The following is a 17,936-nucleotide window of genomic DNA, read 5'->3' as shown; positions in this document are numbered from 1 at the left end:
ACTCATTTGTCCACTCGGCGCAATACATTTAGGGCTTTTTGTTTGCCCTCACCTGACAGCTATTGAAGTATATCATTTGCTCTCTTCTCTGTCAAGCACTTTTTTGAAGAACTTTTAAAACAAAAAAAAGACAATAGCAAGCAAACTGACACACAGTAAAAAGACACAAAAAAATAGAACTTGCACTTCTTGCTTATTCATTCTTTCGCACGTCCGCAATAGCTGATACATATATGTTAGCACCGAATCTAGCACTCGTCAAGGCAGAGTGCGAAAAGGAATTGTCTTTTCTTATACGGGATATGCATACGAAAGCAACAAAAAGTGACAAGCTTGCGCGCTGGACACGGTTTCATGTCTGTACTTTCCTTTTTTGGCACGTTTCAAATGGGAGGCTGGATTGATAACCACAAGGCCCGCCATCTCAGAGACAGCGGGCCAGTGACAAATTATATATCTTCTTATTGCGCATACATAGCGCCAATAGTTTTGGCTACCTCTTTCATGGTCCGGATGGTTAAGTAGCGGCTGAATATGTCGTCGTCCATGATGCAAAGGATGAGTGGTTCGTCGTGTCGCAGGATGATACCGCCGTCGTCATACAGACCATCTAGTTCACCTGTTTTATGAGCAATGCGCGCCTCAGGAAAGGCTGCGGGGAAGCATTCTGTATCGGTCTGGCCAAAGAGGCAGTCCAGCATAAAGGCCCGCGACGCCGGTGACATATCTTCTTGCCGCCAAAGGCGCGTAAAGTAGAGCCCCAGATCATTGACGGAGGTCATATTTTCCCGGCCGGCTTGCATAGCTTCTGTATCCATCATCTTTCGGGCCAACCGGGTATCGCCATAGCCGTGATCGCCTATATATGTATTAATAGCATCCATGCCCAGGCGGTCGATCATGAGATTCGTCGCCGTATTGTCGCTTTCGGTAATCATAAGGGTCAGCACTTGGCGCACGGGAATGGCTGAACCATCAGGCCAGCCGCCGAGGACGCCGGCGCCGCCGACCTTATCGGAGCCGTGCAGGGTCAGCGTTTCATCGAGGGACAAGGTCTGGTGCTCTACATCAGACATGGCCTTTTCCAGAATGAACACCTTGATCATACTGGCCGAGCGCATAGGACGGGACTGATAACTAAAAGGCTGGCTGTCGCGGTCAGGGTAAAAGGCAAAAACCGCGTACTTTTCGTGCTCCCGGCCTAACAGGCCCGGCAGTTTTTCTTCCAGTTGCGCATGCCACGTCGTTTGTACGTGCTCCTTTTCTGCCGTCTGTACCGCATCAGCCGTTTTATCAGACGTACCGGTTTCAGCCAGTTCCGGTGGTGGTACCGCTGCCGGCACATCGTCTCTGCTCCAGCCCAGGAAAAACAACGCGCCCAGACCTGCGAGTAACAAGCCTGCCAGACAAAGCCTTTTTATGAGAGGCCGGCTCATAGCGTTATATGGTATTGCTGTGTCAGATCATAATATTTCGTTTGATAGTCATCGTAGAGGTCATTGCCACGGGAAAACTGAGACCTATCACCCCGCGCCCCATTGAGCATGCAATCGGTCCGCGCCACTTCCAACCGCAGGAGCTCGTTGACCTGGTCGACCACCTTTTGATCCTTAGGCTGGGGCATATTGGCCAAGAGTTCTCTTGTATTGTCAATATGCCTTAAAATATCATTATGTCTGTACATGACCTGTCCCATTGTAGCATTACCGGAATTAATCAGGCCAGCCATACTCGACATTCCGTCTTCAATCTCTTTCATTTGGCTCAACGCCTTTTTGATGTATTTTGCCGTCGCCGCTGCATTGGCTGCATTTTCTTTGTCTTTCTGTGCCTGCGCTGCTTTTGCCGCTTCTTCCTGCTGGGCCTTGGCAGCCGCTTCGGTTTCGGCCTGTTTTTGCTGCAGCTGCTGAATGGTCTGCTGTTGCTGGTCGTAATGATAGTAGACGCCACCGCCAATGGCGATGAGCAAAGCAGCAATGAGGCCGCCAATGAGGGGGCGTTTGTCGAAACCGCCAGACTGTTTAGGCGGTTCCTGCGCTGCATTATACGGATTTTCAGCCTGCGGCGGCACGGTCTGTCCTGCGTGAGGTTCATTTTCATAGACCGATGCCGGAGGAGTGACCGGTGCTTCCTGCGGGGCTGCTTCCGTATTGACCGGGGCACCACAGGACGTGCAGAATTTTACGCCTGGCTCTAAGGGTCTGCCACATTTTCTACAAAATTTTGCCATTTCCGTTAGTCTCCTTCGTTTCTTATTCGTCTAACTGCTCCGCTACAGGCAACATATTATAGTATATAAAAACAAGATACGGCTGCACCGTACGCGGGTCCTACAGGGAAAGGGGATATTCACGTCATGCGTTCCTTTTTGATTATTTCAGCTAATAGTCAACTGTTTTCCGTATTCCTTGACCTAATACGCTTCACACGGGAAAACAAGGCAATTGCAAAGGAACGCTGTCGTGCCTACACCACTTCTGTTCTAGTTTAAAGTATATCCTGCTTATACTCTTTCTGCAATATAAATTATTAGAGGTTCTTTTTTTGCACAGAATCTATCTTTTCGCGTCACGGCACGCCTGGATCCGGCTTCACTCCCGATTCTTCTGGCGGAATTTGCCTGGCGAAATTCCCTTTTGCCGGCGAAAGGTCTTGATGAAATAGCTTAAATTGTTAAAGCCACAGGCATAGGCAATATCCGTAATGGATGCGTCTGTATAGGCGAGCTTCACGCAGGCCTGGTCGATACGGAAGCGGTTCAAATATTCAATGGGTGTAAATTTCGTCAGGTTTTGGAAGACCTTGCAGAAGTAATTGGGCGACAGGCCCGCTGCATTGGATAGGTCCGCCAGGGTAAGGGCCGTGCTGTATTTTTCATCGATAAGGCGGAAGGCATTTTTCAGTTTCTGCAACTGGGCAAAGCTGCTTTCTACAGGCTCTACGGCAACGGTCGTATATTGCTTTTCCTGGATAATGAGGCCAAACACCGTATAGAGAAGGCCTGTGACGATAAGTTCATAGCCGGGCTGGTGCTGCTGAAACTGGTTAAAAAGAGCCGGAATGACAGCAGACAGCTTCTGATCGTCCGGAGTGAAATGGTTGCGGACGCGCAGGGTATGGGAAAAGATCTGATCCAGATTCGCTGCGTGGTAGTTAGCCGGCAGAAGGAGTTTTTGCGGATCAAAGACGAGGCATTCGTATACGGTGTCATCAGAGTCGACGACGCCGCCATGAACGATGCCGTCACTGACGAAGACAATATCGCCCGGTACCATATGGATTGTCTCATCGTTGAGGGAAATGGTAAAGCCGCCGCGGAGGATATGGATGAGTTCATATTCCATGTGCCAATGATAGGGCATGTTGAAGCGGGGGTGATATTTCTCCACATGGTAGAAACCAATAGGAAAGTCAAAGCGGCCGCGCTGCATAATTTCGTGATAGCTTTCGTGTTCCATAAGGATGCATTTCTCCTTTCATCATAATATTGTTACAAAAAATCGTAAAATAAGTACATTTTTAAGGCATAAGTAATTCTTAATATTAAAATAATTATATTTATGGATAGTATACCACAAGAAAATGCAAAACCCTAATGCTATACTATGTGTATGAGCAAAAGAGATACTTAAAATCTTAATCATGCATGATTCTCAACGTAAGCAATCGAACTATACTACATTCGCATAGTTAAGAAAGGGTGGTCGTATTATGGATTTGCAGTTAAAAGGTAAAGTAGTACTCGTCTCCGGCGGTGGCGCCGGCATCGGCAGTGGTATCGTCGTTTCTCTCGTCAAAGAAGGTGCTGTTCCGGTTATCTTAACACGTTCGGACAAACCGGAATTCAAAAAAGAATTGGATGCCATGGGTGCTGATTACGAATTCCATCTCATCGATTTGAACAATACAGATGAAATCAAACCGATTGTCGACGATGTAGCCAAACGGCGCGGTAGTATCTTTGGCGTCGTCAACAACGCCGGCTGTAATGATAATAAAGCCATTGAAGACACGACCTGGCAGGAATTTGAAACCAGCCTCCACGGCAATTTAACTCATTACTATGAACTCGTCCGGGCAGCCCTTCCCTACCTCATTAAAAGCAAGGGCGCTATTCTCAACATTTCCTCCAAAACGGCCCTTACAGGTCAGGGCAAGACCAGTGCCTACGCCGCTGCCAAAGGCGCAATCCTCGGTCTGACACGGGAATGGGCTGCCGCTTTTTTGCAGTATGACATTCGCGTCAACGCCATCGTCGTCAGCGAATGCTGGACACCGCTCTACGCCAAATGGATCAAGACCTTCGACGATCCGGAAGCGCGTAAGCAGGTCATTACAGACAAGATTCCTTTGAAACACCGCTTTACATCGATCGAAGAAATCGGTGACGCTACGGTCTTCCTCCTCTCGCCAAAAGCTTCGCATACGACGGGCCAGTGGGTATTCGTCGATGGCGGCTATGTACACCTCGACCGTGCGTTAACGTAGGGTAAGGAGGTAGTCATTATGCCAAGTGCCAGCAGTAAAAGTATTAAGATTGCCTTCGTCCTGGTCACGGCCCTGTTTCTCCTCTGGGGTCTCAGTTATGGCCTGATCGACGTCATGAACAAGAATTTCCAGAATCAGCTCGGCATTACGAAAGCCACGTCCGGCCTCTTGCAGGCAGCGTATTTCGGCGGCTATTTCGTCTTCGCTACGCCGGCTTCTCTCGTAGCCCGCAAATATGGCTATAAGGGCGGCATCATGATGGGCCTGGCGCTCTACGCCATTGGCGCTCTCATGATTATTCCGGCGAGCAATGCCCACAGTTTCCACATTTTCCTCGTAGCCTTCTTTATCATCGCTTGCGGCCTGGCCAGCCTGGAAACGAACGCCAACCCGTACATTACCAAGCTGGGCAGCGACAAGAACGCAGCCTTCCGCCTGAACATTGCCCAATGTGCCAACGGCATTGGCCAGTTCCTGGGACCGATTATCGGCGGTATGCTCTTCCTGTCTATTGCCAGCGGTACCGATATTGACCGCAACATGCACAATGTGCAAATGGTATACGTCGGTATTGCTGCTATCGTCTTCGTCATGCTCATTCTCTTCGTCGTCAACAAGCTGCCTGAAGGGTCTGACGTTTCCGGCGATGAAGATGCCGCTGAAGGGGACGGCTCATACAGCCAGCTCTTTAGCTACAAGCATTTCCGTCTCGGTGCCTTGGCGCAGTTCCTCTACATTGCTGCCCAGGTCGGTGCCGGCGCCTTCTTTATCAATTACAGCGTCGAACATTGGCAGGGTCTGAGCGACAGCCGCGCGTCCTATTTCTTTAGCATTGCCCTCGTAGCCTTCCTCATTGGCCGTGTCGTCACGACGCCGCTCATGAAGAAATTCAGTGCCGGCAAGATTCTCGGTACGTATTCCTTCATCAACGCCATCCTCGTCGTCCTCCTCAATGTCGTTACGGGCAGCCCGAGCGTATTCCTCCTCATTGCTGTATTCTTCTTTATGTCCATCAGCTTCCCGACGATTTTCGCGTTGAGCATTGTCAACCTGCCACAGAATCTGGTCAAGACTGCTTCGAGTATCATCATCATGAGCATTGTCGGTGGCGCTATTATGCCGTTCTTCATGGGCCGCATCGCCGATATGGCCAACACGGCAGCAGGTTACCTGCTCCTCATCCCGTGCTTCCTCTACGTCGCATGGTATGGCTTTAAGGGCAGCCAGGCCGATACGAAGAAGAAATCTATTGCATCCTAAGGAGACTCTGCTATGCTTACCATCATTGATAGTCATTTCCACCTTTGGAATCTGGACGTCCTGCACCTGCCCTGGCTGGCAGACTGTCCGGCCATTGCCCACAGCTACGCCGCCAGTGATCTCATCGCTGCCTACGAGGCCCATGCAGACGTCCGCTTCTTGGGCGGTGTGTACATCGAAGTAGATTGCGATGACCGCCTGAAAGAAGACGAATATATTTACGGCCTGAAGGAGCCCAAAATGCTGGCCAAGGTCATGCGGGCTACCTTATCAGATCACATGCGCGTACCCTTGGGCATCGCCGGCGTACGGGAACCACTCCATGTACCGTCGTCGCCGAAAGGACGCTGCCTGGAAAAAAGCTTTCTCGCCGGTCTGGAACGCCTGGCCGATGCAGGGCTGCTCTTTGAAAGCTGCAACCGTACAGAAGAATTAGACGACATGTACGAAGCAGCCAAAACAGTACCCCAGGCTACAATCGTCATCAACCATTGTGGCAACGCCACGGCCATGACGGCTGCATATAAGCGGGATATGGCCAACTTGGCTTCTCTGCCAAACGTATACTGCAAGGTATCCGGGTTCCCTACGGCAGATACGGCCTTCGTCAAGGACCTCCTCCACTTCCTGACGCAGACCTTTGCTCCCAACCGCCTCATCTATGCGTCGAACTATCCTGTCGTATCCTTGTACTCGACGTTCGACGAACACCTCCGCATCGTCCGGGAGTATTTCAACGACGATCCGGACTTCTTTGCCAACACGGCAAAGGCACTGTACCACATTCAGGCGTAAGCCTCTCCTAACACGCGTAGGCAAAAGGCCCGCAGCAGATCCACTGTCAGATCTGTTGCGGGCCTTTGCCATATTCCGGCTCGTATCGTTTTTTCTCTGCTCTCACTAACAGAATATATACTTCCGAAAGGCCAGAACCTGCGCGTCCTGGTCTTTTTTATTTTATTAACAAGTGCCTATTGTTATAGTTATATAATAAAATGTAATACTAAATATTTTTTTCTATCCTTGTGGTCATACGTATGTCCTTTTATGAGTTTTCTATTATATACTTGTACAACCATGTTTCCAGACGTCTGTCAGGCTTTCTCAGGCCGTATAGTTTTCTCTATTTATTTTTGCTATAATAAGTCTGTATTATATATTTTCACTTATCTCTCCGCATCAGGGATCGACCCAAATCTATCACACCAGGCAGTATAAGGAGGTGAATACGATGGCAGGATTTTTCGAAAAACACGGCGAAGCCCTCGTCGTCGCTGTCATTGCAGCCTGTGCCTTTGGCTATTATCAGCACTTCGTCGTGCCGAAACAAATTGAGGAAGCCGTTAATGCCAGCCAACGGAATGCCGACGCGGTCCTAACCAACGCTCTGCAGCAACAACAGGGACAAATTTCCACACTTACTCAAAAACTAAAGGACTATGAAAACGGACAGCCGCCGCAGGTAGTCTACTACAACGAGGATCCGGACGTAGAATTCCTGCGGGAAGAAAATGAGGAACTGAAATCGAAAATCAGAGACCTGGAAGACGAAAACAGCGACCTGCAAAGTGAAAATGACTCCCTCGAAGCGGACCAAGACTGGGATGACAGTTACGACGAAGAAGAAAATTACCGCTCCGGCGGACGAGCGAAGTGGTAGGAGATAACTGACAGTCACCCAATCCAAAATTGAATACATAAATTTTGTAGTTTTTATCATGTGTATTTGTTATAATAAAAACAAATACTACTTTACTCCGTAAGTCATTCACATTTTCACTGCAGGTCTATGCAACTGGGGGAAATAAGGAAGAAAGAAGGCGCTAGGCTATGAAAAAGAAATTAGTTATCTTATTAATGCTTCTCTGCACGTGGTGCATGCCGTCCTTTGCGGCTAGCTGGTATTATTTGGGCCAAGCAACGGATGGAACAAATCTGTATATCGATAATTCTTCTGTGCGAAAAAACTATTCTGAAGCTATCGTATGGGTAAAATACGTACATTCCTCTGGCACATATGATATAGAGCAATTAGATATACGCCGTAGTAATAAAACAACGGCCACTATTTCCTATATTAAGTATAATGCATATGGCAGTGTCATTGACAGCTATCATTCTTCCTATTTAGATTATGAGTCTATAGTACCTGGAAGTATAGGCGAATTCATTTATTACGCCATCTGGCCCTACTAATTCTATTCAAGAATGCCCCGTTCCAACTTCTCATTGGCCGGGGGCATTCTTTTTATATCTCCGATTACTTTCGAATCATTTAAAACAGTAAATGCCAATCACGTCTCAATTACAGGGAACTTTCCTGCCGTATCAGCCTATTCCACAAAATCGCAAAAAAACTGAAAACACCTATAGTTTTTCCTGATTCACTCTGCTATAATAAGGCCGTATTATGTTATTTCTTACATATTTAGCAACATTTTCCTTCTGCTCCTGCAGGGGAGAAAGCAACATACCAGAGAAAGGAGGTCTCAGAAACGAAGAAAAAGTTGTTTGTCGTAATGCTGGCCTTGGCAACTTATTGCCTGCCGGTGTTTGCTACGAACTGGGTTTGTCTTACTAATTCTGACGGCGTTTCCTTATATTTGGACAACGATTCCGTCAAGGCTAACGACTACGAAGCCACAGTGCTGACAAAGACCATGTACAATGGCATGACGCAAGTAGCTCGCCTCAAATTCAATCATTATACCAAGAGTTTTGCATTCATACGAGAAGCGGTCTACGATGCGAACGGCCAGGTAAAAAGCCAGCATGCAGCAGCCTGTCTGAACTATCAGCCCATTGAAAAGAATAATGGCGTTGATCTAGTCTACCATGCATTGTGGGAACGTTAACGCCGAAAACCCCCGTTCCAGGTTAATCCTGGCCGGGGGTTTTGTCACTAATTAGTCTTTTTAGGAGGTCAGCAAATACGTCTTGCATGGGCCGTTCCTGACCGGCAAGAACTTGAGAACAGTTGTGTTCCAGCATTTCGTTCTGGTTGTTTGGTTCCTAGTATCTATCTTCTTGCGTCAAAAATTTATAGTCTAGCCCATTGTTCCTTTAGAAATAAGGGCCGATATTTCCTGCTTCTCCTCTACCAGCGGCTTTCCTTAAAGCAAAGGGCAATGGCGATAATCGCGTAGGGAAGGCCCAGAAAGGCGGTCAGAGCCCACCAGGGCGAGCGATCGATGTCACGGAGGCGCCGCACGACGAGGCTAAGCGTGGCGATGGTGATGATCAAGGCCAGGAGGGTGATTACAGTCAAAAACCCTAGAGCGAGGTATTCGTCCGGATCCGCTAATTGATTGATGACCAGTTGCAGGGCCAGGCCCACAATCGTAAGGGAAAGGAGCTTTTGTATATATTTGTGCCGTTCCATGCGGCCTGTAAAGGTAATCCAGCCGTTGTGAAGGGGCGGTGCCGTCCGGGGCACGGGTCTTTCTTCCTTTGTTGCCGTTGCCACCGTGCCTTCTATAAAGCACAGAAACAACAATGGCACGCAGAAAAGTACACCTGCCGGAATAACCCAAAAGGGCGAACGGCCTAGGTCGCGCAAGCGGCGGACACCCAGGGAAAGTTGGGCAACAGCTGCATTGACTGCAGCAAAGAGCAAGCAGGCAATGGCCGTGTCTGCCAACGTAGTGATGTAGAAGTTCTCTTCTATGGCCGTACTAAAGGATAATACACCAAAGGCCACGACGAGAAATACAGCGGCTCCCAGCGTGAAGATACCTGCTGCAAAGGCTAATAGAAATTTTCGCGTATATGTTTTCCGGTCCATGCGGCCACGAAAACTGATCCAGCCGGTTGAACGTTCCAAACGATCATCTCCTATCGATAAGAAAAGGTAAACTAAGATACGGTATTATATCATTATAGCCCAGGCCTGTACAATAATTTTAGATTATGTTTCCCTTTACAAAGCCCAATCTCTTCTATTTTGCACATTGAGACAGCTCCAGCACTTATGCAAAAGTGGCTTCACAGAATATGCATATTTCCTCTCTCCCTATTATTTCTGATAAATCACAGTGTAGTACTTGATAACATCGTTATTTGATCATTTTTATGCGAAAGAGAAATATTTTAAATTTATACTTTTTTATTGCATAAACTATTTACATTTCTAAAAAAGATGGTATAATACAGAAATCGAATCAATTATTTATTCACTTCAAGGAGGAACTCATCATGAAATGGAAATCTATTCTCACGGTCTGCTTAACAGGTATCGTCGCTGCATCTCTGCTGGCAGGCTGTGGCAACGATAAAGCCGATAAAAAAGCCGATGCATCGAAACCGCTCCGCGTTGCTACGAACGCTACTTTCGTTCCCTTCGAATTTAAGGAAGATGCCAATTCCAAAGAATACCAGGGCTTTGAAATGGACCTGCTCCGGGCTGTAGCAAAAGAAATGGGCCGCGATCTGGAAATCAACAACATCGCCTTCTCGGGTATCATCCCGACGCTGCAGCAGGGCGATATGGACATCGCTGCTGCCGGTATGACCGTTACCAAAGACCGGGCTCAGAAAGTCAACTTCTCCGAACCGTTCTATGAATCAAAGCTGGTCATCCTGACGCCGAAAAACAGCGGCATCAAAACAGCGGCTGACCTGGCTGGCAAACAGGTAGCCGTACAGATCGGCACGACAGGCGCCCAGTATGCGGAAGAAAACGGCCTGCAGACGAAGCAGTTTGATAACAACTCGGAAGTCATTATGGAACTCTCCGTAGGCGGCTCGCCGGCAGCCATCCTGGATAAACCGGTTGCTGACTACTTCCTTACGAAAGACGGCAAAGACAAATATAATGAAATCGAAATTCCCGGTACGAAATCGGAATACCTTGCCTTCGCCTTCAACAAAGACAACAAAGAACTCATGAACGAAGTCAACGCCGCTATGGAAAAACTCAAAGCCAATGGCGAATTCCAGAAACTCTACAAGAAATGGTTCAACACAGAAATGCCGAACCTGCCGAAATCCGGCGAAGATGCTTTGAAATAAGCCTTCTCTCATATGACAACAAAACCTCGTCCTGCTTCTCCCACAGCAGAACGAGGTTTTTGTGTGTATAAATAATTTGCAAAAAGGCGTAAAACAAAAAAGCCTGCGTTTTGACAGGCAGACAGCCTGTCGGCGAAGTCTTGCCCATTTCCGTCTTTTATACGTGCTGCCTCCTACGTTGTTTCGTATTTCTTGAAGAGATCTACAATCTGCCGCAGTTGTTCCGGTGTGCCGCTTTGGGCAATAAGGTCCCGGCAGATGCGCAGGTTTTCGCGGATGTATTCGCGTTCGCTAATGTGTTCTTTAAAACACGCATCGTACATGGCGGCTACGTTACAGATAAGGGGGCGCCGGGTATAAATGGTACAGCGCTGGGTCTGCCTGTCTAAATGGGAGCAGACGCCGTCTTCCGCTGCCTGGTCTGCCAGGTAGGGTACTGTGCCGGCACGACGACAGCACAGGCCACAGGCAAGGCAGGGAAATTTCAGTTCCATCCTTAGTGTGCTGCCAGGAAGGTTTGCGCATCGTCGGCAATGCGTTTGCAGCCTTCGTTGAGAGCACCATTTTTCGTCAGGATGGGTGTATTAATTACTGTCGAAACGGCCTTGGCTACGGCCATAGCTTCGGCGACGACGGTCTTTTCTTCCCGCGTATAACGGCGGAAATCCGTACCGCTTTGGCGGATCAGCTGCTGCAGGTTTTGCACGACCGCACAGAGGAGCTGTCCCAAGTTTCCCAGCAGATTGCTATAGAGGTTACCCATATTTTCAATGGCCTCACAAAGATCCCGGACCGTATGCAGTTCTTCTCTGATCTGACGGGCATAGGCCAAATTGCTGCGGGCTGTTTCCAAGTTTTCGTTGGCCTTAGAATCCATCGTCAAGCCCAGTATGGCCAAGGCCGGCCCGGCAACGATGCCGCCGAGAATGGCCGTACCGCCGGCAATACCCAGTCCGCCGGCAGCGAGGCTGCCACCGCCTAAGAAGGCCAGCGTCGCATTGGTAGCAGCAGCACCACTCAGTCCGGCAATGGCTGCCCCGGTCGAAGCTGCACCAAAGGTCATGGCACCGCCATAGGCACCTAATGCCAGGAGACCGCCGGCAACGGCACCTTGCGCCAGGCCGCTGGCCATATCGCCGGCAAGACTGCTCTGTTCTTTCATGGCGCTCAGGCTTTCACGGCAGCCCTTCAGGTTGCGCAAATCCTCTGGCGTCAGTGTGTCATCCAAATCGATGTGATGCAGCCGTTCAAAGGCCCGCACAAAATCGGTAAGTGGCCCTTGCATCGTATTCAGTTTCGTTTTCCCCAGCGCTTCTAAGGCATCATTTGCGCTTTTCCGGGCCCTGTTGGCCTGGCGCTTTGACCTATCCAGCATACGCTGGGCACGGTCGTTCATTTCTCCAGCCTGTTTATTTTTCTGATGGGCTTCGTAGCCTTTTTTAGCACCTACGAGTCCTGCTCCGGCTGCAACGGCACCTAAAATAAAGGGTATCGGCATAGTTATAACCTCCTCTGTTCAATAATTCATAATTTAAATGGCGTATCATCGTCCATACGGGCTTCAAATTCGTCTAACGTGTTAAATTCCACGTCGCCGCCCAGGCCACGGGTGATATGGTTGACGCCATCAATAAAGCCATCGACATCGTCCAGCATGAGGGCCTTTTTCATTTGTGCAAAGCTGGCGTTAAAAAGGTCCCTTTGCTGCCTAAAATACAGGGTAGTATAGCGATTCATTTCAGCCCGGTAGCTGCGAATGGCTGCAATCGCCTGATTGCATTCCGCTTCTACGCGCAGGCGTTCTTCATGGGCCAGACGGGCTGACTCACGGGCTTCCAGGAGCGAGGCCAGGCAGCCTGCTGTCAGGGCGTAGCCGGCTAAGCCGCCAACAACGGCACCGACGACAGGGATAGGAATCAAGGCCTGGCCGGCCGTTGCGTAGGCCATCGAAGACGTTACAGTGAGCGTATTTTTCCCGACTTGCTGCAAGCAATCGCCGGCAGAAATCTTGCCCCTTAGGCAATCGCAGACGGCTTGCACGGAAAGGACGGCAGAGCTCACGACGGCAGCCGGCAGACCGGTATTGCTAAGAGTCCGCATGAGGGCCGTACTGGAATTGCGCATAGTCGCCATGAGCGCCGTAGTTCCGTAGCCAATGGCGTAGCCTGAAGCACCGGCTTTGACGGCTGTCGCCGCCGTGTTTGCCAAGGCTTCGTCTGCATCCAGCTTTCCCTCCATGACGGCAACGGCATTTTGCACGAGGCTCAGGCCACCGCCTATGAGGGCACTACTTTTTGCAGCTCCTACGCCGGTCTGGTGGCTTAAGCGGTTGATTTCCTTTGCCGTCGAAAGCTTGGGGTGTTGCCGCGCCTCTAAGGCCTCGTCGTTGGATACACGCGATTTTTTCAGACCGTTCTTTATTTTTTTGAGCTTTTCGATCTGCTTGCGTTTTTGCGCGGCTATGTCGTCCTTGCCACGGCGTTTAGCAGCGTCTAACTGCCGTTCCAGATTCTCTGTGCGCGCAGCGATTTCTTCCTTGATGCCATCGTAATAATCGGACGGCACTTCAAAGGACACATCGTGATCGACGTACTTTTGGTACTTCGTGCTCATGAGCTTATCCAGGCATTCCTGCGGGCTTTTGCCGACAAATTTCATCTGTCCGCCCGAACCGGGAATGATCCGGCCCTGTGCGTCGAGTTCCATATGGTCGTAGAGCGGATCGTTGACACGGCCCATATCGTCCGTACGGATTTTACGCGTTCCCGTCTTGTTCAGGATATTCTCTTCGTTGGCCCTTGCCGTTTCCTTGATTTCTGCAGAAAAGCCGGCTTGCTGTTTCAGGTTTTGCCCAGCGTACTGCGGATTGACCTTGCTCTCTGCTACATCCTTCAGGCTGCGCGTGAGCCGCTGGCCCGTTTCATTGTCGATACCGCTATAGGCCACGAGATGTTCCTTGGCGGCAGCACTATGGAGGCGCAGGCTTTCCCCGTTGGCAGCTGCAGCTATGCCGGCACTGGCCGCTTCCTCGGCCGCCTCTTTTTCTTCCGCAGCTGGTGTAAGGGTCTCTTCCTCTGCGTCGTGTTGCTCCTGTTTTTTCTTTTCCTTTTCTTCCATCTGACTCATCCCTTGGAAAACATTCGTGACAAATTGTTCTATACTGTTATTGTACAGGATATACGCCATTTTGCAAAGGCTCATCTTCCCATACAAAAAGCAGTGTTCCCCTTAGTCTCAGAGCGGCTGACAGAAACACTGCTTATTTTCGTTTGTATATACTTATAAGGTTTCCAGGCAGGCAAAGATATCCTTTTCCGAACCAAAGGCACCGGCTTTGGTAATGACCGGCAGATCCGGACAAAGGCCGCCGCAGAGGGTCCCCAAGACGAAGCCCGGGAGTACTTCTTTGCGGATTAACGAGCCTGTGGCATGGAGCTCTTCGATGACGGCAATGGCTGTATCGCCACCGGTCATAAAGATACCACCAACATCTGCACTGCCAACGATGACCGGTGCCAGGCGGCTCAGCGTATGTTTGACAAAGTTAGCCAGCTCGTCTGTCGAGACGCCTTTTGCCTTGCCGTAGGCTACGAAATCTTCGTAATCCTGGCGGCACGTCGTCGCCGTGACAATGACATCCTTCCCGGCCCGGAGTGCCGTAATGGCCTCTTGTGCCCACGTATCGGCAGGCGTGCCTTCATAGGCTTTTGCCATATCGACTTTGACGATAGTTACGCCTTGCTGCCGGCAATAGGCCAGCTGTTCCAGCGTTTTCTGGCTAATACTGCCGACGATAGCCAAGGCCGGTTTGCCGGCATACAGCGCATTGAGCAGGCCTTCAGCCAGGCCGGCTGCACCGATCCAAAGGATTTTCTTATCCTCCTGGTGCAGGAAATACGTAGCAATACGCTGTAAATCACCTTCCGTTGCCGCATCAAAGGTATATACGCCGTTTGGCAGGACGGTCTGTTCTGTCAGGGCCACTGCCGGCATCTGCACCGTTTGTACGCCTAAGGCAGCGTTGAGGATCTGGGCGACGACGTCTGTATGCAGCGGGTTGCGCGGATCGGCGGCGATTTCCGTTTCCATGAGGGCCGTACCGTGTACGTACAAGCGTCCCCCTTTGACGGTCCGTCCCTGTGAAGGATAGGCTGGGCAGCAGACGACGAAGTCCGGTTTGTAAATAGCCGCAAGGGAACGTACTTCCGCTTCGATATTGCCCCGCAGCGTCGAGTCGATCTTCTTGTAGAGGAAACGGCAGCCGCCTGTTTCCATGACCTGCTGGGCCACGGCGCCTACGCGGCGGCCTGCTTCTTCAGCGGCAATAACGCGGCTTTCCGTATCGACAACAACGCTGTCTACGTCACTCGTAACAGCGCTGGCGTGCAGTACGACGCGGGCGGCAACGCCCTTTTTGCAAAGCTGGACGCCCGTATCATTGGCGCCTGTAAAATCATCGGCAATTACGACAAAAGTATGCATGGTACTAGTCTCCTTTTCCTATGGCTGTAGCGGCCCCTTAAAGGCCTGCCTTTCTATCTCGGTGATATTACACGAGCACGTAATCTACGCCTAATTCCTGCAGTTTTCTGAATTCATCTTCCGTCGTCTTATAATCGCTCACGAGGACATTGATTTCATCCAAACCGGCAATATAATACAGCTTGTGCTTGTGGAATTTTGAGTGATCGGCCAGCAAAACGACCTGATCAGCTGCGTGGATACAAGCCCGCTTGACGTCGACCTTATCGGCATTGGCTGTCATAATGCGCCAGTCCTTGGTAATGGCCTGCGTGCCTAAGAGGCAAAGATCGAAGTGCATGCACTGCACCATGTTTACGGCCAATACACCACAGGTCGAATTGGATTCCCGGTCAATGTGGCCGCCGACCATAATCGTATCGATACCCCGGACAGGCGACAAGATCTGAGAGATGGATAAATCATTGGTAACGACGGTCAGATCTTCCCAGTGCTGCTGGGCCATGAGCTCTGCCAGTTCATATGTCGTCGTGCCGGCATCGATGTAGACGCTCATAGAAGATTCGATAAACGACAAGGCTGTCTTGGCAATGTGCTGCTTTTCTTCTACATGGGCCAATTTACGGTTCCGGTACGTCGCTTCCTTTACAAGAGATTCGGCCAAAACGGCACCGCCGTGGCTCTTTTCCAACAGTCCCTGTGATTCCAGTAAATGGAGATCCCGGCGGATCGTCATGGTCGTTACACCTAATTCGTCAGCCAGTTCATTAATGGCGACGGCTTTATTTTTATATAATTCGTTTAGTATATACTGTCTGCGTTCTGCTGCCAGCATGAGGCATCCCTTCCTGTCTGAGTTAACATGATGGAAACGCTTTTCATGTTATTTATTGTTAATTTGTGTTACTTTAATTATACGTGACCACTTTGGGCTGGTCAATATCTTCGTGCTATTATTTTTCTCTTTTCCACGCAGGCCGTACAGGGCAACGGCACAAGTGTCCTTGCGTATATGTAGAAAATATGCTATGATTTAGCCATGCTACATACTATATATAGTATGTTTAATAGGTAAACACCAATATATTGTATCAATCATTTTATCTTTCAGGAGGTACTACCCATGACCAGCAGCATTTTCACCAGAACCAGTGTCCGAAAATATGCCGACCGTCCTGTTGAACAGGAAAAAACGGAATACATGCTTAAAGCCGCCATGCAGGCACCGTCAGCCGGCAACCAGCAGCCTTGGGAATTCTATGTCATTACCAACAAAGAAGTACTGGAAAAGTTGTCTCACATCAGCGAATTTTCCCAGCCCGCCGGCCGTGCTCCTGTAGCCATTCTGACAGTCATGCATGCCACGGGAATGCCCTATCAAAACGTAGCACCTGTAGACATGAGCATTTGCACGGAGCATTTGTGGCTCGCCTGTGATGAAATGGGCCTGGGCGGCGTCTGGGTCGGCGTAGCCCCCTTTGCTGACCGCATTGCCAAGGTCAGGGAAATTATGGACCTCCCTGAGGATCTCATGCCCTTCTCTATCTTTGCCTATGGCTATGCCGAAAAGGTCCGTCCGCAAAAGGACCGCTTTGACGAAAGCCGCATTCACTATATCCGCTAATGACACGACAAAAAAGCTGAGAAAAGGTTCGCCTTTTCTCAGCTTTTTTTGTCGTACTTATACAGTGTCTCTGTCACTGTGAAGCCATTCTTCGCTCCGTTTGCATTCGTCAATGAGGGCCTCCATGGGCGGCGTCAGGTACTTGTCTTTGCGGTACGCAATGCGGAATACACGCTTAAATTCGAGTTCACCCATGGGTACTTCCACCAGCCGTCCGTCTGCTACTTCCTTGCGTACGAGCGTGCGCGATAAGAAGGACAGACCCAGATTGGCCATAACGGCATTCTTAATGGCCGTCGAATTATTGTACACGCCAATGACATGGTACGGTACGTGATGCTCCTGCATGACCCGTTCGAAGAGTTCCCGCGTGCCGCTCCCTTCTTCACGGACAAAGACCGGCAAGTGATCGAGGTCCCGGGCCGTTTGAATGGTCTTGTGGGCCCATTCATTTTCCGGCGACGCAATAAGAGTCAGCCAGTCCGTCAGGATAGGGACGGTCGTCAAATGGGGCGACGTAAGGCGCCCTTCGACGAGAGCCAGGTCGAGCTTATCCTCCAGGAGCAACTGTTCCAGTTCTTCTGTGTTATGGACGGCCGAAAGGATTTCCTGATCCGGCCAAAGCTGGCGGGCGTGCTGCAAAAGGTCGACGAGGAAGACATCGCCAATGGTAATGCTGGCTCCGAGCCAAATGGGCAGCTGGTGCTGCAGGGCGTGCATACTCGCCTCAGCCTGCTGCTGCAAGGAAATAATCTGACTGGCCAGCTGTTCCAAATGGCGGCCGGCAGGCGTGAGAAAAATCTGCCGCCCGGACCGTTTAAAGAGTAACAGGCCGTAATGGGCTTCGAGCTCATGAATAGCCTGGGTTACGGAAGGCTGGCTAATATGCAGTTCTTTGGCTGCTTTGGTCATATTAAGAGTCTCACAGACCGTGAGAAAAATGCGCAAATGGCGAAACGTCATGAAAGATACACATCCTATTCCTATAAGTAAATGCCTATGAAACCTATTATATCTTAGTATTTTACGAAAAGGAAGACCTGGAGTATACTTATTGCATCTTAGAAATTCA

18 protein-coding genes are annotated in these 17,936 nt (G+C 49.9%); 8 read left to right on the top strand and 10 right to left on the bottom strand.

Translation table 11 applies throughout. From position 1 onward, the window contains the following. Positions 1–461 precede the first annotated feature (461 nt). The 3 genes from PGX44_RS10305 to PGX44_RS10295 form a co-directional block, all read right to left on the bottom strand. A complete protein-coding gene (locus tag PGX44_RS10305; protein ID WP_498855307.1) occupies positions 462–1,397 on the bottom strand; it encodes a serine hydrolase in 936 nt (311 codons plus the stop codon). Between the two features lie 35 nt (positions 1,398–1,432). Then, entirely contained in the window at positions 1,433–2,230 is a 798-nt protein-coding gene (locus tag PGX44_RS10300; RefSeq protein WP_498855306.1) for a zinc-ribbon domain-containing protein, read from the bottom strand. 361 nt (positions 2,231–2,591) lie between these two features. Continuing rightward, entirely contained in the window at positions 2,592–3,458 is an 867-nt protein-coding gene (locus tag PGX44_RS10295; RefSeq protein ID WP_498855305.1) for a helix-turn-helix domain-containing protein, read from the bottom strand. A gap of 253 nt (positions 3,459–3,711) precedes the next feature. Here PGX44_RS10295 and PGX44_RS10290 point away from each other — a divergent pair, with 253 nt between their 5' ends. The 6 genes from PGX44_RS10290 (at position 3,712) to PGX44_RS10265 (ending at position 8,603) form a co-directional block, all read left to right on the top strand. Beyond that, the gene (locus PGX44_RS10290) at positions 3,712–4,488 is read left to right on the top strand and encodes an SDR family oxidoreductase (protein ID WP_498855304.1); all 777 of its coding nucleotides are present in this window, start codon (positions 3,712–3,714) and stop codon (positions 4,486–4,488) included. Between the two features lie 18 nt (positions 4,489–4,506). Further along, a complete protein-coding gene (gene fucP, locus PGX44_RS10285; protein WP_288201462.1) occupies positions 4,507–5,748 on the top strand; it encodes an L-fucose:H+ symporter permease in 1,242 nt (413 codons plus the stop codon). Between the two features lie 12 nt (positions 5,749–5,760). Next, positions 5,761–6,543: an amidohydrolase family protein gene (locus PGX44_RS10280; RefSeq protein ID WP_498855303.1), complete on the top strand. Its 783-nt coding sequence runs from the start codon at positions 5,761–5,763 to the stop codon at positions 6,541–6,543. Positions 6,544–6,979: 436 nt separating this feature from the next. Continuing rightward, positions 6,980–7,408 (top strand): SH3 domain-containing protein, encoded by a 429-nt coding sequence (locus tag PGX44_RS10275; protein WP_498855302.1) that lies wholly within the window; start codon positions 6,980–6,982, stop codon positions 7,406–7,408. A 170-nt stretch (positions 7,409–7,578) separates the two neighbouring features. After that, complete coding sequence (locus tag PGX44_RS10270) at positions 7,579–7,944, top strand: hypothetical protein (RefSeq protein ID WP_498855301.1); 366 nt, start codon at positions 7,579–7,581, stop codon at positions 7,942–7,944. 311 nt (positions 7,945–8,255) lie between these two features. Then, positions 8,256–8,603, top strand: coding sequence for a hypothetical protein (locus tag PGX44_RS10265; RefSeq protein WP_498855300.1), 348 nt, complete (start codon positions 8,256–8,258; stop codon positions 8,601–8,603). 242 nt (positions 8,604–8,845) lie between these two features. Here PGX44_RS10265 and PGX44_RS10260 read toward each other — a convergent pair whose 3' ends face one another. Continuing rightward, positions 8,846–9,571 (bottom strand): DUF805 domain-containing protein, encoded by a 726-nt coding sequence (locus PGX44_RS10260; RefSeq protein ID WP_498855299.1) that lies wholly within the window; start codon positions 9,569–9,571, stop codon positions 8,846–8,848. A 371-nt stretch (positions 9,572–9,942) separates the two neighbouring features. On the opposite strand from PGX44_RS10260, the gene PGX44_RS10255 reads away from it, so the two are divergent. Further along, the gene (locus PGX44_RS10255; RefSeq protein WP_289002243.1) at positions 9,943–10,758 is read left to right on the top strand and encodes a basic amino acid ABC transporter substrate-binding protein; all 816 of its coding nucleotides are present in this window, start codon (positions 9,943–9,945) and stop codon (positions 10,756–10,758) included. Positions 10,759–10,931: 173 nt separating this feature from the next. On the opposite strand, the gene PGX44_RS10250 is transcribed toward PGX44_RS10255, so the two are convergent. The 5 genes from PGX44_RS10250 to PGX44_RS10230 all read right to left on the bottom strand — a co-directional run bounded on the left by PGX44_RS10250 (position 10,932) and on the right by PGX44_RS10230 (position 16,075). After that, the gene (locus PGX44_RS10250) at positions 10,932–11,252 is read right to left on the bottom strand and encodes a YkgJ family cysteine cluster protein (protein ID WP_498855298.1); all 321 of its coding nucleotides are present in this window, start codon (positions 11,250–11,252) and stop codon (positions 10,932–10,934) included. A gap of 2 nt (positions 11,253–11,254) precedes the next feature. Next, a complete protein-coding gene (locus PGX44_RS10245) occupies positions 11,255–12,256 on the bottom strand; it encodes a hypothetical protein (protein WP_498855297.1) in 1,002 nt (333 codons plus the stop codon). Between the two features lie 26 nt (positions 12,257–12,282). After that, positions 12,283–13,875 (bottom strand): hypothetical protein, encoded by a 1,593-nt coding sequence (locus PGX44_RS10240; RefSeq protein WP_498855296.1) that lies wholly within the window; start codon positions 13,873–13,875, stop codon positions 12,283–12,285. Between the two features lie 162 nt (positions 13,876–14,037). Next, on the bottom strand, positions 14,038–15,240 hold the full coding sequence (locus PGX44_RS10235) for a four-carbon acid sugar kinase family protein (RefSeq protein ID WP_498855295.1): 1,203 nt from the start codon (positions 15,238–15,240) through the stop codon (positions 14,038–14,040). Between the two features lie 67 nt (positions 15,241–15,307). Next, a complete protein-coding gene (locus PGX44_RS10230) occupies positions 15,308–16,075 on the bottom strand; it encodes a DeoR/GlpR family DNA-binding transcription regulator (protein ID WP_498855294.1) in 768 nt (255 codons plus the stop codon). A gap of 288 nt (positions 16,076–16,363) precedes the next feature. Between PGX44_RS10230 and PGX44_RS10225 the strand changes: the two genes are divergently transcribed. Further along, a complete protein-coding gene (locus tag PGX44_RS10225; RefSeq protein WP_186504000.1) occupies positions 16,364–16,864 on the top strand; it encodes a nitroreductase family protein in 501 nt (166 codons plus the stop codon). Positions 16,865–16,921: 57 nt separating this feature from the next. Here the strand turns inward: PGX44_RS10225 and PGX44_RS10220 are convergent, their stop codons facing one another. Continuing rightward, a complete protein-coding gene (locus tag PGX44_RS10220; RefSeq protein ID WP_498855293.1) occupies positions 16,922–17,827 on the bottom strand; it encodes a LysR family transcriptional regulator in 906 nt (301 codons plus the stop codon). Positions 17,828–17,936: the final 109 nt, after the last annotated feature.

It is taken from the genome of Caecibacter sp. AF58-12pH5A, assembly GCF_027681725.1.
GTDB classification, from domain to species: domain Bacteria; phylum Bacillota; class Negativicutes; order Veillonellales; family Megasphaeraceae; genus Megasphaera; species Megasphaera hominis.
The sequence above is the reverse complement of the archived record's forward strand: the minus strand, read 5'-3'. Positions and strand labels throughout refer to the sequence as shown.